Source organism: Photorhabdus caribbeanensis, from assembly GCF_018448885.1.
GTDB classification, from domain to species: Bacteria; Pseudomonadota; Gammaproteobacteria; order Enterobacterales; family Enterobacteriaceae; genus Photorhabdus; species Photorhabdus caribbeanensis.
On the sequence record NZ_RCWB01000021.1, the window covers coordinates 1 to 26102 of the forward strand.

Consider the following 26102-nt stretch of genomic DNA (forward strand, 5'->3'; position numbering starts at 1 on the left):
GGCGAGATTGGTTAAAGATAATACGATATAACTGCTTGTTCATGATTTTTGCTCCAGACAACACTACCCACCGGCAGTTTTGCTATTTGAATTAATACTGCCAATACAGGTTGAATCCGGCTGTGACCGGGGAAGTTTGGAAGCCAGCGGGTTTGGACAGCGGGACGCCGACAAACAGGTCGTAGCTCACCCCTTTCAGGCTGCCGCGCCAGCCCAGAGCACTCCCCGCTAGGTGTTTTCCGAGCAGCGCGTCGCTGCCCCGGCCGCCCACTTCGCCATAATCCATTGCCAGATACAGCGATTGCCCGCGCAGCGGGGTTTGCCAGTCCAGTTCATTCCGGCTGTACCAACCCCGATCTGCGGATAAGGTCAACTCGCCATCAAAGCCGCGCACCGTCCAGCGGCCGCCAATCGAGAAGCGATCCTGGGGTGTCAATGGGCTGGCGCTTATCTGACGCAAATATTGGGTCTGATAAGAAAAGGGCTGAGAAAACAGCGTTAACGGCCCGGCCAGCGTCGCCGAGAACTGGGTGATTTTAGGCAAGGCGGTCCCTTCATTGCGGTACTCTTCCGGTGCCGGTTGTGCGCCAAACCAGCGCATGCCCTGCTGGTAAGTCACCCGGGTATCCAGCGTCGCGCTGCCGATAAAGTGATGATGCGACAGCCCCAGCTTCCAGCCCGCGGTTTCCCGGCGCTGAACGTCGATTTCAGTGTTATCAATAAAATTGCGGGACGCCCGACGATAAATTTCACTGTTAAGCAGGGTTTTCTGGTCGGCGTTACGGTGCAGAACACGGCTAAGCTGAACCGCCAAGTTTTGGCTTTTGCCCCGGTATTGGATCGCCTGATTCAGCCCGGCTATCGTCTGGGTATAATCGTAATGACTGGCCGTCACGCTCGCCATCCAGTAGCCGAAGGGCAAAGAGTAATAGAGCGTGTCATTTTGGCTGCCCTTCCCGGCAGATGAATGAATATCGCGTCCACCGGAGAGATAGAACAGATCACTCAACGCCAGCGGGTTATCCAGAAAAAAGGTGAGTCCGCCCTGATAACGTCCGGTGCTTTTAGACCCGGTATCATCCAGATACGTGGCGACTCGCCAGTGCCGGGACTGACGCCAGTCCAGCACAATATCACTCTCCCCCGGCTGCTCTGCCGGAACAATGTTCATATCCGCCTGCACGGTCGGGAAACGTTGCAAGTTTTCCAGTCCCTGCTCAATATCCCGTAAATCCAGTAATTTTCCTTCACGCGCGGGAAAGGGGGTTATCCGCTGGATATATTTCCCGCTGTCAGGGGTATAGCGGATATGCCGGATTTTGCCCGGTATCATCACCAGTTTTAGCGTTTGGGTACGCAGATCCTGGGGAGGAACCAGAACCCGGCTGGTGACATAGCCGTGATTAATGAGCTGATCTTGCAATTGGGTTATCAGCCGGCTAATGCCTTTATCGCCCAGGCAATGGTTTTCGCCCTGTTGAGCGACATGCCGGAACGGTACCCAGTGCGGGAAATTTTCGGTGCCTGCCAGTCTGACGCGGGTGATAGGAAAACAGGGGGTTTCCACCGGAAAAGCGGATGATTCCCCGGTTTCCGGTACCGATAGGTGAACCTCCGCAGGCGGCGGGGCTAATTGCGCCTCCAGGGCTTGCTGACGGGCCTGTTGATGAATGAGTTGTTGATCTGCGATATCGGCGGCTTGACTGCCTGAGACTACGCTACAAAAAACCGTTAAGACTAAAATACTGCTTTTCATTGACTTTCTATTCCACAATGTCGAAGCAGCATTAACCATGAATTTAGCTTAGCGATCAATATTTAGGATTGATTATCAACCGGGCAACTAAAATAGGGGATTGGTTAAGATAGCAGCAAAAACAAGAAGTTATATGAAAAAGCAAAAAACAGGCCAATGTGATTATTTTGTAACAGTATTGTATAAAAAATAGATTAATATTAATCATTTAATAATCAACATTAATAATTTCAAATTAATTTTATTGTTTTATTTTTATTATGTGATTTATGTCACATTTATAATGATTTGTTTCGGCATGAAACAAAATGAAATGTGATGATTGTAGTAAATTGGTGATGAGATATTGTCTTTTATGGTTATGTGAGGGGTTAGGGTTATCCATGCCAATCTTGCTTCTTATCTGCCGCTCGCTCTGCCAGAAGAGCACTTAACCTAAATCCTCCATAATTATATGGGATAAATAGCATGATTTGTTGTCGTCATTGCTCACCTTGGGAAAGGGGATCAATGAAAATATCAATGGGTTGATCAGGCAATACTTTCCAAAGGGAACCGATTTTAATGAAGTCTCGAAGTTTGTGGTAAACCGATTAAAGTAATCGCCCCCGAAAAACTCGGGGAGGTAAAACACCTAATGAATTATTTAAAGGACTACGGATATGTTGACTTCCAGAGTAACGATGTTTCACTTCTTATGTGAATATACCAATTATTTTTAAATATATTAATTCTATTTTTATATAAAAATAATATATTTTTGTTATCGTATTAATAAAGGTGTTAATAATGGTTTGATATAAGTGGATAGGTTATGTTTATATATGGCGGAAATTATTAATTGTTCTATTTAAATATTTTTATGTAATGTAAAGTCAAATTATATCTGATAAATATATTATATTTATTTGTAATATAGATAAAATGAGAGCGGTAATATAAGTCAATTTTCTGGCTTGATAGTGATATTTAAAATTAAGCATTGTCAACTGAGCTAGGTATTAGTATAGTAAATTTGATTAAATTACCTGAATAATCTATCGTTGAATTTTATTTTTTAATAATATGTTTATCTCTACTTTTAAAAATGTGTTGTACAGCAAGGTATAATATTTGTATGTTAATATTACAAGACAATAAATATAATAGAGAGATAATCATTTTATGTTGAAAAATTAACGGCTAATAGAAGAGGGGTAATTTGTGATCTGCTTATAAAAATGTGACGATATAATGGCTTTTCATTATTTTATTGATGTACGTCAATGCTATTGTTACCCGTATCGTTTAATAGATGCACTACTTCAACAAAACTAATGGATATGCTATGTCATTAAAAATAACTGTACTCTTGGAAAATAAAACATCTGATTCATATTTGATAGCTAAGCCTGGTTTGAGCCTTTTACTTGAGGACGGTGAAGAGAAGATAATTTTCGATACCGGTCCAGATGGTAGCTATATTGAGAATGCAAATAGGATGGGAATATCTATTGATGATATATCTAAAATTGTTATCTCTCATGGGCATTATAACCATATAGGCGGTGTTAACTATTTTCCACATAATGCTAAATTAATATGTCATCCTGATGCATTAAATGAGAAGTATTATGGTGTTATGTTCAATAAGAAGAGTGTCATAAAATTCAAAAAAATATCGGGTAAAATTAATAAAAGAGTTAAGAAGAGAGTTTTCTTTCGTTTGACTAAATCGCATATGAAAATAAGCGATCGATTTATTTTCTCAGGCGAAATAGCAAGCGATCGTCGAAAATCTTGTGGTTTGATTAGAAAAAGCTCTTGGGCCAATGATTATATATTGGATGATAGTGCGTTAATTTGGAAAAGTGATAATGGACTGGTGATTATCATTGGCTGCGGCCATTCTGGTATTTGCGAAATTATTAACCACGCTAAAATGATTACTGGCGTAGACAAAGTATTCGCAGTAATAGGCGGATTGCATTTAAAGAGGGCGTTACCGACAGAGTTATTAAAGATTAGAGAATTTTTTATAAAAGAAAATATAAAACAAGTTTATGGATGTCATTGTACTGGTAGTTGGGGAAGACTTTGGTTGCCAAATGTCAAACAGTTGAAAACAGGGCAGGTATTATTAGTCGAGTAATATAATGAAATTTATTGAGAAAATGGATGTTCATCAAATTATTACCCCATTTGCGACAGCGTTGGGGTTAGCATTTTTTTCTATTTTAAATAATTGGGATTATAATAACGATAGGTTAATATTTTTATTGCTGAGTTTATTCGCGTTTTTCATTGTATTTTTTCATCATAGAGGGTTTTATTCATATTTTATAGAAAACAGTTTGTATAATCAGTGTTTCACGCAAGTTATTATTGCCACTTTTGATAAGAAAGTGGCACTCTATTTACAGATTACAGATTACAGATTACAGATTACAGATTACAGATTACAGATTACAGATTACAGATTAATGGTAATTTCTGCATTAGAAGTTAAATGTGTTTTATTTATATGGCTTTTTATTTGTTATAAATATCATATTGAGATAATGATTAGTCTTAATAAATGGTTGATAATGTATTAAATAAAATATTAAATATACATTTATTAAAGTTATTTATTGCTTTTATTAATTGAGATAATTAATTTATTAAACAATGGTATATTAGAATCGAGTATATTTAATCCGATATTTATAACCAATACGATAATGATAATTTTTTGTTTATTCAACTTTGTTTTAATGGTCGATTTTATATTATTTTATTTCTTGTAAATTATCGGGCAGGTGGTGCAGTAAAGGGCTATCTCCGGTTACTGAGGGAAGTGACAAAAGATTTTTTTGCCGAATATATGGAGTTCTTAATGAAAAATTGAATCGATAAATTTATATTTATTTATCGTCTCTGTGATGTTTAATTCGTTAAAATAACAGGTTATTATGTGAACTTAATGTCTATACGTTGCCTAATATAAATAGGCAGTATATAAGTTGATCATAGGTATATAGTTGATTATATCTGTTTGATTTGAATTTAATATATTGATTTATACCCTATGGATTTCAAGTTGCATCGCGACGACAAGGGAGCGAATCCCCGGAAGCATAGATAACTATGTTACCGGGGTGAGTGAGTGCAGCCAACAAAGAGGCAGTTTGGAAGATAACGGGTATATAAAGTTATTCATTAAATCTTACCACCCACAAGCTGGTTGGAGTTAAGACAGGGGTTATGGTTATGAATCAAGGTCAATTCTGGCAACGACCAGGAAGAAACAAACGTTATTTGGCGGTGATTTTGGCTTCTTTGCTGATGCTTTCTGGTTGTGACAAATCTGATAGCACTGATAATAAGCAAGCGGCCCAACCACAGTCCACAGAAATTCAAAGCGAAAAAGCACCTCAACAATCAAATATTCCACCAAAATCAGTGAAACAGAAAGACGCCGCATCACTGGCTGAATTAGCAAGACGTTATGCCGGTAAGCCAGTGAAGATTCTGGATGCTTCTGAAGTTCAGCTTGATGGCGCTAGTGCAATGGTGGTGACATTTTCTGTTCCTTTAGATCCAAATCAGGATTTTGCTCAGAATGTCCGTTTGGTCGATGTCAAAGAGGGCAAACTTGATGGTGCGTGGGAACTGTCAGATAACCTGATGGAGCTTCGCTTGCGCCATTTGCCGCCTTCCCGTGAGTTGCAATTGACCGTAGATAAGGGTGTTAAAGGTGTCAATGAGCATCAACTCGAAACGGTTTATGAGAAAACGCTGACAACCGCGACGATTTCTCCGTCTGTCGGTTTTGCCAGCAAAGGCTCTTTATTACCCAGTAAAGTCGCTGGAGGTTTGCCGGTATTGGCACTGAATGTTAATCGTGTTGATGTTAATTTTTTCAGGATAAAAGAGGCGGCATTACCGGCTTTTATTGCACAGTGGCAATATCGCAACAATATGAGTTCTTGGGAGTCTGAAGAGATGCTCAAAGGTGCGGAACTGGTTTATACCGGCCGTTTCGATCTGAATCCAACACTGAATACCCGCGAAAAATTACTGTTGCCATTAAACAATATCAAAGAGTTACAGAAAGATGGTGTTTATCTGGCGGTGATGCAACAAGCAGGTAAATACACCGACACTAATCCAGCAACAATGTTTACCTTAAGTGATATTGGTGTTTCTATGCACAGCTATCTGGATAGGATAGATGTGTTTACCCAATCTTTGGCGCAAGGCAGCAGTCTGAAAGGGGTGGAAATACGTCTGTTGGATGAGAAAGGGCAATTATTGTCAAAGGCGACAACAGATGATGATGGACACGTCAGTTTGGAGAAAAATGCGAAAGCGAAACTATTGCTCGCTACTCGTGACCACCAAACCAGTATGATTGATTTGGTATCGCCGGCGCTGGATCTGTCGGAGTTTGATATTTCCGGCCCACAAGGGTACAGCAAACAATTTTTTGTTTTCGGGCCTCGTGATCTCTATCGCCCGGGTGAGTTGTTGATTATCAATGGCCTGTTGCGTGATGGCGATGGTCGCGCAATAAAAAGTCAACCAGTTAAAGTGGATGTACTGAAAACCGATGGTCAGGTGGTCGATAGTTTTGTCTGGCAACCTGAAAATGGATTGTATCAGTATCGTTATGTGATCCCCACCTCAGCAGCTACCGGGCTATGGTCGCTACGTTTTGATCTGGGAGATAATAAACCCCGTTATTACAAGTTTAATGTCGAAGATTTTATGCCGGAGCGCATGGCTCTAGAAATCAGTAGTGAGTCGCAACCGGTGATGAAAAGCCACGATGTGGATTTCGCGATTAACGGCCGTTATCTATATGGCGCACCTGCCGCACATAATCGCCTGCAAGGGCAATTATTCCTGCGTCCAGCTCGTGATGCGGTAGCAAAATTGCCAGGCTATGAGTTTGGTGCGGTTGCAGAGGACAATCTTAGTCGTACATTGGATGAGTTTGACCTGGTTTTAGATAGTGGTGGTAAAGCTGCGCTTAATGTCAGTGCCGATAACTGGAGTTCGGTCTCTTCGCCGGTAAACGTCATTGTACAGGCTAGTTTGCTTGAATCTGGCGGCCGCCCGGTAACTCGTCGGGTTGAACAGGCTGTTTGGCCGGCAGAAAAGCTGGTTGGTATCCGTCCGCTGTTTAATCAGAAAGAGATTTATGACTATCGCGTAGGTCGTTATCAAAGCCGTTACAATGTGGATGAAAATTCACTGGCGCAATTTGCGGTGGTGTATGCCGATGCCGATGGAAAAAAATATGCTGCAAAAGATTTAACTGCCCGTCTGGTTTATGAACGCCGTGACTATTATTGGCGTTGGTCGGATGGTGAAGGTTGGCAATCAGGCTATGACCAGAAAGATTTGGTGATGGCGGATGAACATATCCAGATTGCTCAAGATGGTACCGCAAAGGTCAGTTTTCCGGTTGATTGGGGTTCGTACCGCATTGAAGTGGTTAATCCAGAAAATCAATTAGTCACCAGCGTTAATTTCTGGGCCGGTTACTCATGGCAGGATAATACGGGGGGCACAGGCGCTGTTCGTCCTGATCAGGTGAAATTGTCTCTGGATAAACCTGCTTATCGGGTAGGCGAGAAGATAAAACTGCATATGGTCGCACCACAAGCCGGTCAAGGTTATCTGCTGGTGGAATCCAGCGAAGGGCCGCTTTGGTGGCAAAAAATTAATGTGCCGGAACAAGGTTTGGATGTGGAAGTGCCAGTAAATAAAGAGTGGCGTCGTCATGATCTTTATTTAACCGCAGTGGTGGTGCGTCCAGATGATAAATCTCGTCAGGCGACGCCGAAACGGGCCATTGGCGTGTTGCACCTGCCGTTAGCTGATGAAAATCGTAAACTGGATTTGGCGCTATCCGCACCGGAGAAAATGCGACCGAATCAGGAGTTGATTGTTAAAGTCAAGGCGACGCCACAGCAAGGGCGGAAATTACCCAAGCAGGTTAATGTGCTGCTTTCTGCTGTCGATACGGGGGTGTTGAATGTCACGAATTTTAAAACGCCGGACCCTTATGAGGCTTTCTTTGGCCGTAAGCGTTACAGCGTCGATCAGTATGATGTGTATGGTCAGTTGATTGAAGGTGAAGGCCGTCTGGCAAATCTGCGTTTTGGCGGTGATGGTGATGATAGCGCCCTTGATCGCGGCGGTAGAAAGCCATTAACCGAAGTTAAGATTATCGCTGAACAAGCGCAGCCGGTGACATTGGATGAAAACGGGGAAGGGCAGATCGTTTTGCCAATTCCTGATTTCAATGGTGAATTGAGGCTGATGGCTCAAGCGTGGAGTGAAGATGAGTTCGGCCATGGTGAAAGTAAAGTTGTCGTTGCGGCGCCGGTGGTTGCGCAGATGGCATTACCTCGCTTTATGGCCGGTGGTGATAGCGCATTGTTGTCGTTGGATTTAACTAACTTAACTGAACAAAGGCAAGATTTGATCTTGAACTTTATCGCTAATGACCTGATTAAGTTAGAGGATGATGTCCGCCAGGAGATAATACTGGAAAAAGGCAAACGTACCACAGTAGAGATTCCGGTCACGGCGCAGCGTGGTTTTGGTCAAGGAGAGATTTCCTTGACGATTGATGGTCTGTATTTACCGGGTGAAAACCTGAGATCGTATAAAAATAGTTGGCAGATTGGCGTGCGTCCGGCACAGCCAGCGGAAACTGTTCTGTTTGCTAATGTTATTCATCCGGGAGAAGAGTGGCAGATGCCGTCAAAAGCCTTATCGGGTTTATCGCCAGAAGGGGCCGAAGGTCAGTTGTTGCTGAGCAGCCGTCCGCCGTTACAAATTTCACGCTATATACGTGAATTGTACGCCTATCCGTATGGCTGCCTTGAGCAGACGATCAGCGGGCTTTATCCGTCTCTCTATTCGAACAAATCAGAGCTGAATAGTTTGGGTATCATGACGGAAGATGATGATAAGCGCCGGGCAAGTATTGATGAGGGAATTATTCATCTGGTGAGTATGCAGCGTCATGACGGTAGCTTTGCTTTATGGAACAAAACCGGTGATGAAGAGTACTGGTTAACCGCCTATGCCACCGATTTTCTATTCCGTGCAAGTCAACGAGGTTATCGCGTACCTAAAGAGGTGTTGACTTCTGCCAATAACCGCCTGTTACGTTATTTACAGGATAAGAGTGTTATTAACTATCCCTACAGCCAGAATCAGGAAGCAATGCGATTCTCGGTTCAGGCTTATGCTGGTTTAGTGCTTGCCAATCAACAGAAAGCGCCATTGGGGGCTTTGAGACAAGTTTATGAACGCCGTCAGCAGGCAGGCAATGGCTTGTCACTGGTACAACTGGGCATTGCACTAAAACTGATGGGAGATAACACCCGGGCGGATGAAGCGGTTCGTTTGGGGATCAGTAAAAACCGTAATGATGATTTAGATTTAGGTGATTACGGCAGTGCCATCCGTGACAACGCAATGATTGTGGCTCTGTTGACTGAAAATAATATGTTGATAAAGGAACGTGATGAGAAATTACTGGCGTTGTCTGATGAATTGACATCTCGCAATTATTTCTCAACTCAGGAGAGTAATTCACTCTATCTGGCGGGACGTTTCTTTATCGATGTATCGGAGCAACCGTGGAAAGCTCTGTTTAGCCAGTGGAATTCACCAATAAGTAGAGACAAACCCTATAATGAGATGCTGTATCCACAGGATATTCAGCAAGATATGAGTATCAGTAACCTTGGCGACAGCACGATCTATTCTCGGGTGAATGTGGTGGCTTACCCGCTGCGTTCTCCGAAACCTTACGCTAATGTGCTGAAAATTGAGCGTAGCTATTTGGATATGAAAGGTAATCCCATTTCCAGCGCTCTTCTGAATAGCGGTGATATGGTGGTGGTGAAACTGGTGGTGAGTTCAGATAAACCTGTACAGGATGCTTTGGTTGTTGATTTATTGCCTGCCGGTTTGGAGCTGGAAAACCAGAACTTGGCTAACAGCAGTGCCAAGTTGAGTGAGAGTGCCGCGAATCTCCAAGAGTTGATTGACGATATGCAACAGGCGACGATTCGTCATATTGAATATCGTGATGATCGATATGTGGCGGCAGTCGCGGTTGATCCGTCTCAGCCGGTGACGTTGCTCTATCTGGCTCGCGCGGTGACGCCGGGAGTCTACACTGTCCCTGCGCCACAGGTGGAATCGATGTACGTACCTTATTGGCGTGCGGTAGGAAAATCTATACCTGAAAAAATAGCAGTTGATCGCTAAATAAATTTGTCAGCCCTTATGCTCAGTGTAAGGGCTGATTTCTCACCAGGATTTATTGATGAAGAAAATGCATCGCCTTATATGGCTGATTGTGCTGTTGTTGTTTCTGATCCCGGCGGGTTTATGGTTGGCGGATAAAATCTGGCCTCTGCCACTGCGTGAAATCAAAATGGCGCGTATTGTCGTCAGTGAGGACGGTACGCCGCTTTGGCGTTTTGCCGATGATGAAGGGGTTTGGCGTTATCCGGTGACGTTAGCACAAGTGTCGCCGGAATATATTCAAGCTTTGCTGACCTATGAAGATCGTTGGTTCTACCAGCATCCAGGGATTAACCCGATTTCTCTGGTCAGGGCTGCCTGGCAGGATATTCGGGCAGGTAAAATTTTATCCGGCGGCAGTACGCTGTCAATGCAGGTGGCCCGGTTGATTGATCCTCATTCACGCACTTTCGGCGGGAAGCTGAAACAGATCTGGCGTACCTTGCAGCTTGAATGGCACTACTCCAAAGATGAAATTCTTGAGATGTATCTGAACCGTGCGCCGTTTGGGGGAACGTTACAAGGCGTTGGTGCAGCGAGTTGGGCATATTTGGCTAAACCGCCCTCTGAACTCTCTGCGGGGGAAGCGGCTTTACTGGCTGTTTTGCCACAGGCTCCTAGCCGTTTAAGGCCCGATCGCTATCCTGAACGGGCACAGGCTGCTCGTGATAAGGTGTTGCAACGGTTGGCGAAGTATAAAATCTGGTCGGAACAGACGATTGCTGATATTCGGCAAGAGACGTTGTGGTTGGCTCCTCGGCAGGCGCCGCAGCTTGCCCCGCTTCTTGCCAGACGAATGGCGAAAGGTACTCGTCAGGAGATCATCAAAACAACCTTGGATGTGGGATTACAGCGTCAGCTTGAAGATATGGCGGTGAATTGGCAATACCAGTTACCAGAAAAAACTTCGATTGGCGTGTTAGTGGTTGATCATACGGACATGGCGGTAAAAGCCTATATCGGTTCGCTGGATCTGCGGGATGATAGCCGTTTTGGTCATGTCGATATGATAAGTTCATGGCGTTCGCCGGGATCAACCTTGAAACCATTTTTGTATGCAATGGCGCTGGATGATGGGTTAATTCATGGGGAATCACTGTTACAGGATGTGCCTCGCCGCTTTGATTATTATCGCCCGGGAAATTTTGACAGCGGCTTTCATGGGCCGGTGAGTGCCAGTGAAGCGTTGGTTCGTTCACTGAATTTACCCGCTGTGCAACTGCTTGAAGCTTATGGCGCTAAGCGGTTTACCGCTAATATGCGCAATGTAGGAACCGTATTGCGTTTTCCGCCCGGCAGTGAACCCAATTTATCATTAATTCTTGGTGGCACGGCAACTCGGATGGACCAACTGGTGGCGGCTTACTCGGCGTTTGCCCGTCAGGGGAAGGTTGCTCCCCTCAGATTCACCCCACAACAGAAATTGCGTGATCGGCAACTTTTTTCACCCGGCGCGGCGTGGATAGTCAGGCGGATTATGGCTGGAGAGGCTTTGCCGCAACCTGATGATGTGTTACCGGCACAGGTGCCGTTGGCTTGGAAAACCGGTACCAGCTATGGCTACCGTGATGCTTGGGCTATCGGCTTAAATGCGCGTTATACCATCGGTGTTTGGGTTGGCAGGCCGGACGGTACGCCGGTTGTTGGGCAGTTCGGCTACGCTACGGCGATTCCCATCATGAATCAGATCAATAACCTGTTGCTCGCCAATATGCGAAATGGAGCTAAACCGATCCCGATTGATCCACGTCCAGCAAGTGTGAGTCAGGCCATTATCTGTTGGCCGGGAGGGCAGAGTTTGCCGAGAGGAGAGAATAATTGCCGTCAGCGTCGTTTGAGCTGGATACTGAATAATACGATTCCGCCTACGCTGCCTGCGGTGGGGCAAGAGGCCATTTCAGGCATCAATGAACTGGTGTGGTTGGATAAGAACGGTTTGCGTGTGGCTCCTGATTGTCCCGGCGCTCAGGCTAAAAATATCGCTTTATGGCCGATTACCCTCGAATCATGGTTGCCAGTACAAGAGCGACGGGCGCAGCGTCTGCCGCCGGTTAATCCTGAATGTCCACCGTTGAAATCAGATGAAGCGCCCTTGTTGATCGTGGGTATTCGTAACGGAGATGTATTGAAACGGCTCCCCGGTTTTGACAGCCTTGATTTACGTATGACGACTCAGGGCGGCAGTGGCGGGCAGCAATGGTGGTTTCTGAATGGCGAACAGGTAATGATCACAGAAAAGAATCAGGGATTTGTTCAGACATTGACTCAACCGGGTAAATATCAGCTTAGTGTTTTGGATTCAGGTGGGCAGGTTGATGCTGTCAATTTTACCTTGAAGTAAACGATCCAGGTAAAAATGTGATTTGTACGAAAAAATGGTGATTTTCGCTAAGAAAAATTTAATGGAATGTTATGTTTTCTGTAGGCAACCGCTATTCATGTCCCTATAATCAACGCCGTTTTTATCTCCGCTAAGGTAGCGGAATGAAGTATTAACCGATTCACTTATCGGGAATAAGAAATTAAAATTATCAGTTTGCTGAAAGAAGAACCAAGAGGTTATCCATGACGGTTGAACGTACTTTTTCTATTATTAAGCCTAACGCTGTAAAGAAAAATGCTATTGGGGCGATTTATGCTCGTTTTGAAAGCGCCGGGTTTAAAATTATTGCCGCCAAAATGCTTCACCTGACCCGTGAACAGGCTGAGGGCTTTTATGCGGAGCACAAAGGCCGTCCTTTCTTTGATGGTCTGGTGGAATTTATGACTTCTGGTCCAATTATGGTTCAGGTGTTGGAAGGCGAGAATGCAGTACAGCGTCATCGTGACCTGATGGGGGCAACTAATCCTGATAATGCATTAGCCGGTACTCTGCGCGCCGATTACGCAGATAGCTTCACTGAAAACGCGGTTCACGGCTCTGATGCGGTTGAATCTGCAAACCGTGAAATTGCCTATTTCTTCACAGAAGATGAAATTTGCCCACGTTAATTGATTTGCCGTTACCCGTAGCATCATTGCATTAAAGTTTGTACAATGCGGCGCCCCGTTGTTAATGCAACGGGGCGTTTGTTATTTGTCACTATACTAAACTGATAGTGATACCCGAATTGAAACTTCGCGTTGAATTCATCAACGCAGAGCCGAAAGTGTCACAACGAGGCAATATAAAAAAATGTCCCAACCAAATACTGCGGCACAATTTGCTGCTCCTGTCGTGTCTGAAACTCCAGAAAAGAAAGGCGGTAAAATTAACCTGCTTGATCTGAATCGCAAGCAAATGCGTCAGTTTTTCATTGATATGGGAGAAAAACCCTTCCGTGCTGATCAGGTGATGAAGTGGATATATCACTACTGTTATGATGATTTTGAGCAGATGACAGATATTAATAAAATTCTGCGAGCAAAATTACAACAGGTTGCAGAGATCCGCGCACCGGAAGTGGCAGAAGAGCAACGTTCTGCCGATGGTACGATTAAGTGGGCGATCACTGTCGGCGATCAGCAGGTTGAAACGGTTTATATCCCGGAAGATGATCGAGCAACCTTGTGTGTCTCTTCTCAGGTAGGTTGTGCACTGGAATGTAAATTCTGTTCTACCGCTCAACAAGGGTTTAACCGTAATTTGCGGGTTTCTGAAATTATTGGTCAGGTTTGGCGTGCGGCAAAAATTATTGGTTCATTGAAATCCAGTGGTCGCCGTCCAATTACCAATGTGGTCATGATGGGCATGGGAGAGCCTCTGCTTAACCTAAATAACGTCGTGCCTGCCATGGAAATCATGATGGATGATTTTGGTTTTGGTCTGTCAAAACGCCGCGTGACGTTATCTACATCCGGCGTGGTGCCAGCACTGGATAAACTTGGCGATATGATCGATGTTGCTTTGGCAATTTCCCTGCATGCGCCGACAGATGATGTGCGGGATGACATCGTTCCTATCAACCGTAAATATAATATCGAGCAGTTCCTTGCCGGTGTGCGCCGTTATTTGACTAAATCTAATGCGAATCAGGGGCGTGTGACGGTGGAATATGTCATGCTGGATCATATTAATGACAGCGTGGAACAGGCGCATCAGTTAGCTGAATGCTTGAAAGATACTCCGAGTAAGATCAATTTGATCCCGTGGAACCCGTTTCCGGGAGCGCCATATGGCCGTAGCTCCAACAGCCGGATTGATCGCTTTGCTAAGGTGTTGATGGAATATGGTTTCACCACTATTGTCCGCAAGACTCGCGGTGATGATATCGATGCCGCATGTGGTCAGCTTGCCGGTGATGTGATTGATCGTACCAAACGGACATTGAAAAAACGTCAGGCAGGTGAACCTATTCAGATAAGAACAGTCTGAATGGAAATATGGGTATATCCTGTCATGCAGTAACTGAATTGATTGTTGCAATTGCATATCTTTGGTCGGTGGGGATGGAATGATAAGGAAATCGTTATCGGGAATGATGGTTGTTGCCGTGGTTGCTATGTTGTTGGCAGGATGTTCCAATCAATTAACAAACGGCAATCAACAGCGAAAAGTCGCAGTAGAAACCCGGATTCAACTGGGAATGGCCTATCTGGCTAAAGGTAATTTGCCTGCCGCCAGATATCACTTTGATAAGGTTTTACTGGCAAAGCCAGACCATTATCAGGCTCAATTGGGTATGGCATTGTATGAGCAATATTCTGGTCAGCCGGAAGCTGCCCGCCAACGTTACAAAATGGCGATGCAGTACGCGCCAGGAAATGATACGGTATTGTATCATTACAGCGTTTTTCTCTGTGAGCAGGGGCAGTATGAAGAAGTCAAAACTCTGTTTACTGGGAGCCATGCTAACAGGCGTGTTTGTTATCAGTGATTTGCCGCTAGTAAAATAGCAAATCTATTTCGCCGCGCAGGCTATTGTGTAATTTAAAGATTATAGCAGGAGCCGGCGCAAAGTTTTTCACAACCTGAACAGTACCGCGTCTTCTTGCTAATGAATACTGAAACGACTCCAGAACAAGCTCATTTAACCGCAGGTCAGCTCCTGCGTCAGGCTCGTGAGCAGCACGGGCTAACCCAGCAGACTGTAGCTGATCGCTTGTGTTTAAAACTTTCTACTATACGTGATATTGAAGAGGACAATATTCCAGCCACTATGGTGCCGACTTTCCTGCGTGGTTATGTTCGCTCTTATGCCAAGTTGGTTCAAATTCCAGAAACAGAAATTTTGGCAATTTTGGATAAGCATACCCCGGCAAAAACAGCGAAAGTTTCACCAATGCAGAGTTTTTCATTGGGTAAAAAGCGTAAAAAACGCGAAAGTTGGTTGATGTGGATTACGTGGTTGATTATTTTAGTCGTAATTAGTTTGACGGGAGCATGGTGGTGGCAAAACCACATAGCTCAACAGAAAGAATTGATTTCGATGGCTGATCATTCAGCAGCTAAAATTGCCCAGAAAAAAGCCAGTTCGGTGGATTCGGCTACTAATACTAAGAGTCACGATCAGGCGACACAGTTACCGGCCCGCGAGCAGGCAACAAGTGAACCGTCAGTATCTGCTGCTGAAAATGTAGTGGAAGCGAATACTCATAATCATAGTGAGGAAGCGACTCAATCTGCGGCATCAACTCAAAATCAAGTGGTGAAAGCGCCTGAAACTCAATTAACTGGTAATGGGCCACAGACTCAGACTACTCCGTTGCCGGCTAATCAAGGGACAGCTCAAGTACCGAGTGTGCCTGAAAGTAATTCAACGGCAGTTGCTGACAATAATAAGCTGATGATGAATTTTAAAGCATCCTGTTGGTTGCAAGTTGTGGATGCAAATGGAAAAAAACTGTTTAGTGGAACTAAGCATAAGGGTGAGCAGCTGAGTCTCTCCGGCTCATTGCCTTATGAGTTAACTATCGGCGCTCCGGCTGTAGTGGATGTACAGTTCCGGGGGCAAGCTGTCGATTTAAGCCGCTTTGCTAAAGCAGGCCGTATCGCGCGTTTTAAGGTACCAACAGCACAATAATAAAAGGACTATTGCAGTAAGGCATAGTTGTAGTTTTATCAGAAACACATGGAAGTATGGGAGAAACACCTATATGCATAATGAATCGCCGATAAAAAGACGCAAATCTACGCGTATTTATGTAGGCAATGTGCCAGTCGGGGATGGTGCGCCCATTGCGGTGCAATCAATGACAAACACACGTACTACAGATGTGGAAGCGACGGTTAAACAGATTAAATCGCTTGAGCGTGTTGGCGTTGATATTGTTCGCGTATCAATACCCACGATGGACGCCGCAGAAGCATTTAAGTTGATTAAGCAGCAAGCGAGAGTTCCTTTGGTTGCAGATATCCATTTTGATTACCGTATTGCGCTTAAAGTTGCAGAGTATGGTGTCGATTGTCTGCGTATTAACCCTGGCAATATCGGTAGTGAAGCGCGTATCCGCGAGGTTGTGGCTTCGGCCCGTGATAAAAATATCCCAATCCGCATTGGTGTAAATGGCGGATCATTGGAAAAGGATCTTCAGGAAAAATATGGTGAGCCAACGCCAGAAGCGCTGGTGGAATCGGCTATGCGCCATGTGGATATTCTTGACAGACTTAATTTTGACCAGTTTAAAATCAGTGTAAAAGCGTCGGATGTGTTTCTGGCGGTTGGCGCCTATCGCTTGTTAGCTCAGAAGATTGATCAGCCATTGCATCTTGGGATTACCGAGGCGGGTGGCGCACGCGCAGGCTCTGTAAAATCAGCTATTGGTTTGGGTATCCTCCTGTCGGAAGGTATCGGTGATACTTTGCGTATTTCTCTGGCGGCTGATCCTGTCGAAGAAGTTAAAGTGGGTTTCGACATTCTGAAAGCATTACGTATTCGTTCCCGTGGTATAAACTTTATCGCTTGTCCAACCTGTTCCCGTCAGGAGTTTGATGTTATTGGCACCGTTAATGCTTTGGAACAGCGTTTGGAAGATTTACTCACACCTATGGATGTTTCTATTATTGGTTGTGTGGTTAACGGGCCTGGTGAGGCTGAGGTTTCTACTTTAGGCGTCACTGGCGCCAGAACGAAAAGTGGTTTTTATGAAGATGGCGTACGGCAGAAAGAACGCCTCGATAATACTGATATGATTGATCAGCTTGAGGCCAAGATCCGAGCTAAAGCATCAATGCTGGATGAAAATAAGCGCATTGGCATAAGTCAGCTGGACAAATAATGTACTTGATACTGGCTCGTCGTTATGATGAGCCAGCGTTGTTTTGTTTGTTAATTGAAGCTCGTCGGTATTCGCTTCTATACCCTATGGATTTCAAGATGGATCGCGACGGCAAGGAAGTGAATCCTCGGGAGCATAGAGAACTATGTGGCCGGGGTGAGCGAGTGCAGCCAACAAAGAGGCAACTTGAAAGATAACGGGTATATAATCAACATCATTTTTGAATCATTAACTAGAGATAAAACGTGGCAAAAAATATCCAAGCTATTCGAGGCATGAATGACTACTTGCCGACAGATACGGTTATCTGGCAGCGTATCGAAACTATTTTGAAACGGGTACTGGCGGGTTATGGTTATAGCGAGATCCGTACACCGATTGTAGAGCAGACCCCGTTATTTAGACGGGCTATTGGGGAAGTCACTGATGTGGTTGAAAAGGAGATGTATACCTTTGATGATCGCAATGGTGAAAGTATAACCCTACGCCCTGAAAATACCGCAGGTTGTGTGCGTGCCGGTATTGAACATGGTCTGCTGTACAATCAGGAACAGCGCGTATGGTATTTAGGGCCAATGTTCCGTTATGAGCGTCCGCAAAAAGGCCGTTATCGCCAATTTTATCAATTAGGTGCTGAAGTTTTTGGTCTTCAAGGGCCTGATATTGATGCCGAACTTATTTTATTGACTGCTCGTTGGTGGCGTGAGCTCGGTATTTTTGAGCATGTGACGCTTGAATTGAATTCCATTGGTTCGTTGGCGGCACGCGCTAATTACCGCGAAGCGTTGGTAGCTTTTCTTGAGCAGCATAAAGATAAGCTGGATGAAGATTGTAAACGCCGTATGTACAGCAATCCATTACGTGTTCTGGATTCAAAAAATCCAGAGGTTCAGCAACTTCTTAATGATGCGCCGGAACTGTTTAATTATCTTGATGCCGAATCAAAGGAACATTTTGATGGCCTGTGTGAACTGCTTGATGGGGCGGGTATCAAGTATCGGATTAATCAGCGTTTGGTTCGTGGTCTGGATTATTATAACCGCACAGTATTTGAATGGGTGACAACGGCACTCGGGGCTCAAGGGACGGTTTGCGCCGGTGGTCGGTACGATGGACTGGTTGAGCAGTTAGGGGGGCGGCCAACGCCTGCTGTGGGTTTTGCTATGGGGATGGAACGTCTGGTTTTGCTGGTGCAAGAAATTAATCCAGTATTTACCGCGGAGCGGTCAGTTGCGGATGTTTATCTCGCTTCTTTTGGTGAAGGTAGTCAACAAGCGGCATTGATTTTGGCTGAACAAGTACGTGATACGTTGCCCCAATTGCGTTTAATGATGAACCACGGGGGAGGGAACTTTAAGAAGCAACTCGGGCGTGCGGATAAACAAGGCGCCAAAATTGCACTGATCCTCGGTGAGGATGAGGTTCGTTCTGGTCAGGTAGCCATTAAAGATTTACGTACAGGTGAACAACAAACGTTGCCGCAAAGCGAAATTGCAGCTCGTTTGGCTGAACTGTTAGGTTAAGGAGAGACTCTGTGGAAGTCTATACCAATGAAAACGAACAAGTAGACGCGATCCGTCGCTTTTTTGCCAATAATGGTAAAGCCTTGGTTTTTGGGCTGGTGTTAGGTGCCGGGGCGCTAATTGGCTGGCGTTATTGGCAATCTCATCAGACAAATCAGTTGCAGGAAAGCGCAGAAGCTTTTGAACGAGTAGATCGAGGATTAATTGCCGGTACAAAAGAGGGGCATGCCGCTGCTGAAAAATTTGCCAGTGAAACGAATAACAGTTATGGCGTGATGATGCATATGCATTTGGCTCAACTTGCTGTTGAAAAGAATGAGTTAACTAAAGCAGATCAGTTTTTATCTGTGGCTGCCGGTCAGGCAAAAAATGAGGATTTGCAGGCTCTGGTGAATATTCGCTTAGCCAGGGTTCAATTGGCAGAAGATAAAACGGATGCTGCGTTGAAAACATTGGAGCAGGTCAAAGGTTCCGGTTGGGTTGCCGTCGCAGAGGATATCCGTGGTGATGCACTGTTGAAAAAAGGTGATATTGCCGGTGCCCGCGCAGCGTATACCAAAGGTTTGAGCTCAGATTCACCACAGGCGATCAAATCGATGTTAAATCTTAAATTGAATAACTTATCCAGCTAAGGGGAATTCTTTCGATGCAACTGCGTAAAACACTCTTAGTTGGTTTGGTGGCTTCTATTCTGCTAGCCGGTTGTTCAAGTGAGCAAGACACAGTAACGATGTCACCATTGCCAAAGGTCGAAAATCAATTTAATCCAAACCAGATTTGGGATAAATCGGTAGGTGATGGTGTTGGTCGTTATTATTCTCACTTAACGCCAACTTGGCAAGGTTCCGCTGTTTATGTTGCTGATCGTCATGGTATCGTTAAGGCGTTGGACATTGATAGTGGTAAAGAGATATGGTCGGTGAATCTGGCTGAAAAAGCGGGTTTCCTCTCTTCTCGTATACCTGCGTTGCTCTCTGGTGGTCTGACCGTTGCTGGGGATCATCTATATGTAGGTACTGAACGTGCCAAAGTTATTGCATTGAATACCAAAGACGGCCAAGTTGCCTGGCAATCTGACGTTGCCGGTGAAGCGCTGTCGCGCCCTGTGGTGAGTGATGGTTTGGTACTGATTCATACTAGCAATGGGATGTTACAGGCATTAAACGAGTCAGATGGTAAAGTGCAGTGGTCCGTTAATTTGGATACGCCATCATTATCATTGCGTGGTGAATCGGCACCTGCCGTGGCTTACGGTGCTGCCATCGTCGGAGGGGATAATGGTCGTGTCAACGCCGTCTTGATCTCTCAGGGGCAGTTGATTTGGCAACAACGTATCTCTCAGGTAACTAGCTCTACAGAAATTGGTCGTCTTAATGATGTTGATACGACACCGGTTATTTCTGAAGGCGTGATATATGCAATAGCTTATAGCGGCAATCTGGTGGCGCTTGATATGCGTTCAGGTCAGATCCTCTGGAAGCGCGATTTGGGTTCAGTGAACGAGATGGTTGTTTCTGGTGATAATATCTATATTGTTGACCAAAACGATCGTGTTATGGGGCTGCGTCAAAGTGATGGCGTTACTTTGTGGACTCAGACAAAATTGCAACACCGTAATTTAACCGCGCCTGAAATGTATAATGGTTATCTGGTTGTCGGTGACAGTGAAGGTTATCTGCACTGGCTAAATATGGATGACGGTAAGTTTGTTGCTCAACATAAAGTTGATAGTTCCGGTTTAATGAGCCGTCCGGTTGTAGCCAGTGATAAATTAATGGTACAGGCGAAAGACGGTACGGTTTATCTGTTTACCCGTTGAGTATTGCTTACTGCCTGTTTACCGGAAATAAAGTAAAGCGTTAATATAGTCCTACGGCTCCTGGATAGAAAGAGAACAGGAGCCGTTTCGTCTTTTTAGTGTTCTGTTGTGATGAACAGTGGAGTACTAATTTCAAATTAAGTCATGAGGCATCAACAAATGATACCTGTCGTCGCTCTGGTAGGGCGCCCAAATGTGGGTAAGTCCACATTATTTAACCGTTTAACCCGTACAAGAGATGCGCTGGTAGCGGATTTTCCAGGTCTGACTCGCGACCGTAAATATGGTCGAGCTGAGGTTGAAGGGCAGGAGTTTATCATCATTGATACCGGTGGTATCGATGGCACCGAAGAGGGTGTAGAAACCCATATGGCCGCTCAATCTTTGATGGCGATTGAAGAGGCCGATATTGTTCTGTTTATGGTAGATGCTCGTGCCGGACTGATGCCAGCAGATCACGCGATAGCAAAACATCTACGTAGCCGCGAAAGAGCCACTTTTTTGGTCGCGAATAAGACCGACGGCGTGGATATTGATACCGCTATTGCTGAATTTTATTCCCTCGGATTGGGGGATATTTACTCTATCGCGGCTTCTCATGGTCGTGGCGTCACCCAACTTATTGAACGAGTGCTGTTGCCTTTCTCTGGTAAAGGTGAAGAAGAAGAGGTTGAGCTGACGGAGGAAGAAGCCAACGCAGCTTATTGGGCAGAACAGGAACAGAATGAAATTGAGATGGTAGAAGAGGAGGAGGATTTTGATCCATCAACTCTGCCATTGAAATTAGCCATTGTCGGTAAACCAAATGTGGGTAAGTCTACGTTGACTAACCGTATCTTGGGTGAAGAGAGAGTTGTGGTTTACGACATGCCCGGCACTACCCGTGACAGTATTTATATTCCAATGGAACGCAATGGTCGCGAATATATCCTTATTGATACCGCAGGGGTACGTAAGCGCGGTAAGATCACGGAAACGGTTGAAAAATTTTCAGTCATTAAAACGCTTCAAGCGATTGAAGATGCCAATGTTGTATTGCTGGTGATCGATGCGCGAGAAGGCATTTCCGATCAAGATTTGTCATTATTGGGTTTTATTCTTAATAGCGGACGCTCATTGGTCATTGCGGTCAATAAGTGGGATGGCATGTCGCAAGAAGATAAAGAGCGTGTGAAAGAGATGCTGGATTATCGTCTTGGTTTTGTTGACTTTGCCAGGGTACATTTTATCTCTGCTCTACATGGCAGTGGGGTAGGAAATCTGTTTGACTCGATTCTTGAGGCTTATGATTGCGCTACTCGCCGTGTCAATACTTCACTGCTAACCCGTATCATGCATATGGCCGAAGAGGATCATCAGCCGCCGATGATCCGTGGTCGCAGGGTGAAAATGAAATATGCTCATGCTGGTGGTTATAATCCACCAATTGTTGTGATCCACGGTAATCAGGTAACTGATTTGCCTGATTCTTATAAGCGTTATCTGATGAACTATTTCCGTCGATCCCTAAAGGTGATGGGGACGCCCATTCGGATTCAGTTTAAAGAAGGGGCAAATCCCTATGCTGACAAACGTAATACGTTGACACCAAATCAAATGCGTAAACGTAAACGTCTAATGGCGCATCTGAAAAAGCGTTAATGCTAATAGGAAAAGGGGTGGTGCTTAACCACCCTTTTTGTCGGCGTTCCATATCTGGGTAATGATTTCTGGTGCATCTGACTCAGGAAGGGTGAAGTGGAATTCTTCATTTCCATTGACGATACTGAGCAGATAATAATCTTGATCAGGATATGGTGCTGATGGCATAGAATCGGAAAAGTCTTGTTCTATGGCTTGAAGAAATAACTGCTGTTGGTGTGAAGACAATGATTCTAAATTCACTGTTTTATCTTGGTTAAGGCCAGGTGTGGCGGCAAATCCTCCTTGTAGGGAAATTGTGATTTTACTATCAGTTGTGAGTTTAAAAGTTTTATTATTCATGATATACCAATTTTTTACGGTTATTTTTTAACGTCTCTTTAGTATAGCGTGAAATTCGTCGTTAACAATTTTAGTATCTTTTATTAGATATATTTTTTTACTAGCCAGGTATTACAAATAATAAAATATCGCTGGCGTTAAACCAGCGATATGTTTATAGATTACTCTTCAGTTTTATCTTTAGTTTTGTCCTTGTCGCCGCTTTTATCGTCTTTATCTTCCTTCACTTTAATGCCTACTTCTTTCCAGCTATCAATTGTTGCTTTTTCAACATCCTCATCAAATAACTCACGAGCATGTTTAACTGTTAATTTAGCGAAAGCTACGAAGTTAGCATCTCGGGCAAGATCTTTATCCAACAATGTGTTGTACCATATTTTTCCTGCTCTTTCCCAGGCATATCCACCTAATTTTATCGCCAGATTATAGAAGGCTTTATTAGGAATACCTGAATTAATATGAACACCACCATTGTCTCTATAAATCGGCAAGTCTTTATAATTATCCATATGACCGGGCTGTGGATCTTTACCGAGAGTTTCATCATCATATGCACTGCCAGGGTTTTTCAGTGAACGAATCCCTACACCTTTAATGTCTTTGCCCAGCAATTCACTTCCCATAACCCAATCAGCTTCATCAGCTTTTTGTTTCAGATAATGTTGTTTTACTAATGAGCCAAAAACATCCGCTATTGATTCATTTAACGCGCCAGACTGGAAGAAATAGACCAAATCTGCTGTTTTTTCAATAACACCATGTGATAATTCATGGCCAATTACATCGACAGAGGTTGTGAAATCATTAAAAGTTTTACCATCTCCGTCGCCAAATACCATTTGCCCGTTGCCCCAGAATGCATTCATATATTCTTCGCCATAATGCACGGTGGCAATCAATTTCATTCCTTTATCATCTAATGAGTTGCGATTAAAAACTTCTTTATAGAAATTGTAAGTCGCTTCTAAATATCTATATGCGTTATCAACTGATTTATCTCCGTTATCTGGCTCTCCTTCATCTCGTACTAATTTTCCTGGCAACTTGCGTTTATTTTCTGCATCGTGAATAGAACGATGTATAGTTGTATTGGTAACTTTATCGTCATTGTCGGAATCATCGGAAGATTCTTTAATAACATTGTCCAACATTAAACTCTTAGTATGATTTAATGTCATTAATACTTTCTTCTTTTTATTGTCATTATTATAAATATTTTGAAGAATGTACGGCGGTATTAAGCCTCTGTAGTTATTGTTTTGTATTTGCATAAAATATCTCCTGGAATAAATTTTTTAGTTATTAATTAGAGGTACTCTTTAGGTACGGGTTCATATTAAACACGTTTCCAGTAGATAGTCATCAGGTCCAACCTGCTTCTTTTGTGTTAAGGGTTTGTTAATAAATTGTTAAGTTTTTTTGTGTGAGGGATTCTTGCATTGGCTGTAATAAAAATATAAATAGTTAGGAATAGTTTTTTATAATATTCCTAACATGATAAAAAATCATATCCAGTTTTTTGCTGGTAGAAAGTCGATATATAAAGCGGCTTCCGCAGATCCTGGTTCAGGGTGATAATCATATTCCCAACGTACTAATGGCGGCATGGACATTAAGATAGACTCTGTTCGTCCTCCACTTTGTAATCCAAATAAGGTTCCTCTGTCCCAAACGAGGTTAAATTCTACATAGCGACTACGGCGATATAATTGAAATTGTCGTTCACGTTCACCCCACGGTATGTCTTTCCTTTTTTCTACAATCGGTAAATAGGCAGAAAGAAAACCTTTACCTACATCTTGAGTGAAATTGAAACAATGTTCAAAGTTAGGCGTATTTAAGTCGTCGTAAAATAAGCCACCAATTCCACGGGCTTCATCACGATGTTTAATATAAAAATAATTGTCACACCATTTTTTATATTTTGGATAAACATCTTCTCCATAGGGTTGACATATATTTCTGGCGGTAGTGTGCCAGTGAATAGCATCTTCCTTAAAACCATAATAAGGTGTTAAATCAAAACCGCCGCCGAACCACCATACTGGCGCTTCACCCTCTTTTTCTGCAATAAAGAACCGAACATTAGCATGACTGGTTGGTATATAGGGGTTCAAAGGATGAATAACCAGAGAGACGCCCATTGCTTGATAATGCCGACCGGCCAGTTCAGGGCGGAGAGCGGTTGCTGATGAGGGAAGTATATCTCCTGACACATGAGAAAAATTAGCGCCTGCTTGTTCGAATATCGCGCCTTCTTTCATAATTCGACTACGGCCTCCGCCGCCTTCTTCTCGTTGCCAGCATTGCTCAGTAAATTTCGCTGTGCCATCTGCTTGTTCCAGTTGTCGGCAAATTTCATCCTGTAATGAAAGGAAAAAAGATTTAATCTGATTAATATTTGGTGTATTCATGATTCTTTCCCTATTATGATACGGTGAGCGTTATATTATAGCTGCTAGTGGAAGAGAATAGTGGAAGAGAGCGCATTTTCATATTGATTCCGGTGTTAAAGCGGAGATAATGAGAAAATAGTTATTTCAATAAAAACAGGTTGGTTAGGGATGGAAATTCGGGTATTTCGACAAGATGATTTTGAAGAAGTGATCACCTTATGGGAACGCTGCGATTTACTTAATCCTGGTGTTGATCCTGAAGTGGATATTGAGCGTAAATTGACTCATGATCCTGATCTGTTTTTAGTCGCGGAAGTGGCTGGTGAAGTGGTTGGGACGATTATGGGTGGTTATGATGGTCATCGTGGTTCTGCTTATTATTTGGGAGTTCATCCTGAATTTCGCGGTAGGGGAATTGCGAATGCATTAATTGCCCGGTTAGAAAAGAAATTGATTGCCCGTGGTTGCCCAAAAATAATTCTTATTGTTCCTGAAGATAATGATGCCACTATCTATATGTGTGAAAAACTGGAATATGAAGATCGTTATCAAGAGAGCGTTATTTTCAGTAAGTGTTTGATTGGTGATCAGGAATATTGAGTTTAGATATGGCTGAGTGAAAGAATCCCACTCAGCCACAAGCCATTAGTTCAATTTGGTGACTTTTTTCACATCGACGGTCATACCATTCCACTCTTTATCGACTTCACCTTCAAGACGGACTCTATCTTGAGGCGTTATCGTTTGACCATTCCAGTATTTATGATCAACTTCCACTTCAACGATTCCTGCATTATCGCGGAATATGAAGTGATCACTGTGGATACGGGATTCAATATGCCCTTCCAGCACGACCCAACTGTCATCTCTCATATTTTTAACTTGTTGGGTGGTGGAAATTCTTGCATTTTGATCGACAAAACCACCTTGTGGTGCTGCTTGGACGGGAGGCTGTGTTGAATCGGGACCAGAAAAACCGCCAAATTGCGTCTGTGAGGTTTGAGCTATTGACGGCATACTAAACAAAGTAATCAAAGCGGTGGTTATAAAGATTTTTTTCATCATATTGACCTTACTAATAGTGATGATTTTTAGGGGGAGCTAATGATACCGCTAAGTTGTAT

The 26102-nt window shown here is 43.8% G+C and carries 19 protein-coding genes and 1 pseudogene; 15 read left to right on the forward strand and 5 right to left on the reverse strand.

All coding sequences use genetic code 11. The features are described from left to right. Positions 1-91 precede the first annotated feature (91 nt). On the reverse strand, positions 92-1756 hold the full coding sequence (locus EAE90_RS14335) for a ShlB/FhaC/HecB family hemolysin secretion/activation protein (RefSeq protein WP_214054120.1): 1665 nt from the start codon (positions 1754-1756) through the stop codon (positions 92-94). Between the two features lie 489 nt (positions 1757-2245). Between EAE90_RS14335 and EAE90_RS14340 the strand changes: the two are divergent. From EAE90_RS14340 to der, 14 genes and pseudogenes are all read left to right on the forward strand, one after another. Then, positions 2246-2425: pseudogene (locus tag EAE90_RS14340) on the forward strand (transposase); the annotation flags it as partial. A 658-nt stretch (positions 2426-3083) separates the two neighbouring features. Beyond that, entirely contained in the window at positions 3084-3887 is an 804-nt protein-coding gene (locus EAE90_RS14345; RefSeq protein WP_214054061.1) for an MBL fold metallo-hydrolase, read from the forward strand. Positions 3888-3891: 4 nt separating this feature from the next. Further along, positions 3892-4332 carry a hypothetical protein gene (locus EAE90_RS14350; protein ID WP_214054062.1) on the forward strand — a complete coding sequence of 147 codons (441 nt, stop codon included), beginning with the start codon at positions 3892-3894 and terminating at the stop codon, positions 4330-4332. A gap of 655 nt (positions 4333-4987) precedes the next feature. Beyond that, a complete protein-coding gene (locus EAE90_RS14355; RefSeq protein WP_214054063.1) occupies positions 4988-10021 on the forward strand; it encodes an alpha-2-macroglobulin family protein in 5034 nt (1677 codons plus the stop codon). Positions 10022-10079: 58 nt separating this feature from the next. Further along, positions 10080-12401: a peptidoglycan glycosyltransferase PbpC gene (gene pbpC, locus EAE90_RS14360; protein ID WP_214054064.1), complete on the forward strand. Its 2322-nt coding sequence runs from the start codon at positions 10080-10082 to the stop codon at positions 12399-12401. 224 nt (positions 12402-12625) lie between these two features. Beyond that, positions 12626-13051 (forward strand): nucleoside-diphosphate kinase, encoded by a 426-nt coding sequence (gene ndk, locus EAE90_RS14365; RefSeq protein ID WP_036781631.1) that lies wholly within the window; start codon positions 12626-12628, stop codon positions 13049-13051. A gap of 184 nt (positions 13052-13235) precedes the next feature. Then, entirely contained in the window at positions 13236-14414 is a 1179-nt protein-coding gene (gene rlmN, locus EAE90_RS14370; RefSeq protein WP_214054065.1) for a dual-specificity RNA methyltransferase RlmN, read from the forward strand. A gap of 79 nt (positions 14415-14493) precedes the next feature. After that, positions 14494-14916 carry a tetratricopeptide repeat protein gene (locus tag EAE90_RS14375; RefSeq protein WP_246550766.1) on the forward strand — a complete coding sequence of 141 codons (423 nt, stop codon included), beginning with the start codon at positions 14494-14496 and terminating at the stop codon, positions 14914-14916. A gap of 120 nt (positions 14917-15036) precedes the next feature. Then, positions 15037-16062 (forward strand): cytoskeleton protein RodZ, encoded by a 1026-nt coding sequence (gene rodZ, locus EAE90_RS14380; RefSeq protein WP_214054066.1) that lies wholly within the window; start codon positions 15037-15039, stop codon positions 16060-16062. 73 nt (positions 16063-16135) lie between these two features. Then, the gene (gene ispG / locus EAE90_RS14385; RefSeq protein ID WP_214054067.1) at positions 16136-17257 is read left to right on the forward strand and encodes a flavodoxin-dependent (E)-4-hydroxy-3-methylbut-2-enyl-diphosphate synthase; all 1122 of its coding nucleotides are present in this window, start codon (positions 16136-16138) and stop codon (positions 17255-17257) included. A gap of 245 nt (positions 17258-17502) precedes the next feature. Beyond that, positions 17503-18780 carry a histidine--tRNA ligase gene (gene hisS / locus EAE90_RS14390; RefSeq protein WP_214054068.1) on the forward strand — a complete coding sequence of 426 codons (1278 nt, stop codon included), beginning with the start codon at positions 17503-17505 and terminating at the stop codon, positions 18778-18780. A gap of 11 nt (positions 18781-18791) precedes the next feature. Then, positions 18792-19412 carry a YfgM family protein gene (locus EAE90_RS14395; protein ID WP_214054069.1) on the forward strand — a complete coding sequence of 207 codons (621 nt, stop codon included), beginning with the start codon at positions 18792-18794 and terminating at the stop codon, positions 19410-19412. 14 nt (positions 19413-19426) lie between these two features. Further along, complete coding sequence (bamB, locus tag EAE90_RS14400; protein ID WP_214054070.1) at positions 19427-20599, forward strand: outer membrane protein assembly factor BamB; 1173 nt, start codon at positions 19427-19429, stop codon at positions 20597-20599. Between the two features lie 159 nt (positions 20600-20758). Further along, positions 20759-22240 carry a ribosome biogenesis GTPase Der gene (gene der, locus EAE90_RS14405; RefSeq protein ID WP_214054071.1) on the forward strand — a complete coding sequence of 494 codons (1482 nt, stop codon included), beginning with the start codon at positions 20759-20761 and terminating at the stop codon, positions 22238-22240. A gap of 24 nt (positions 22241-22264) precedes the next feature. On the opposite strand, the gene EAE90_RS14410 is transcribed toward der, so the two are convergent. The 3 genes from EAE90_RS14410 to hemF form a co-directional block, all read right to left on the reverse strand. Then, positions 22265-22582 carry a protealysin inhibitor emfourin gene (locus EAE90_RS14410; protein WP_214054072.1) on the reverse strand — a complete coding sequence of 106 codons (318 nt, stop codon included), beginning with the start codon at positions 22580-22582 and terminating at the stop codon, positions 22265-22267. Between the two features lie 161 nt (positions 22583-22743). Beyond that, on the reverse strand, positions 22744-23853 hold the full coding sequence (gene prtS / locus EAE90_RS14415) for a metalloprotease PrtS (protein ID WP_214054073.1): 1110 nt from the start codon (positions 23851-23853) through the stop codon (positions 22744-22746). A gap of 234 nt (positions 23854-24087) precedes the next feature. Further along, positions 24088-24996: an oxygen-dependent coproporphyrinogen oxidase gene (gene hemF, locus EAE90_RS14420; RefSeq protein WP_214054074.1), complete on the reverse strand. Its 909-nt coding sequence runs from the start codon at positions 24994-24996 to the stop codon at positions 24088-24090. Positions 24997-25146: 150 nt separating this feature from the next. Here hemF and EAE90_RS14425 point away from each other — a divergent pair, with 150 nt between their 5' ends. Next, the gene (locus EAE90_RS14425; protein WP_214054075.1) at positions 25147-25578 is read left to right on the forward strand and encodes a GNAT family acetyltransferase; all 432 of its coding nucleotides are present in this window, start codon (positions 25147-25149) and stop codon (positions 25576-25578) included. A 45-nt stretch (positions 25579-25623) separates the two neighbouring features. On the opposite strand, the gene EAE90_RS14430 is transcribed toward EAE90_RS14425, so the two are convergent. After that, positions 25624-26043, reverse strand: coding sequence for a YgiW/YdeI family stress tolerance OB fold protein (locus tag EAE90_RS14430; RefSeq protein WP_214054076.1), 420 nt, complete (start codon positions 26041-26043; stop codon positions 25624-25626). Positions 26044-26102 lie beyond the last annotated feature (59 nt).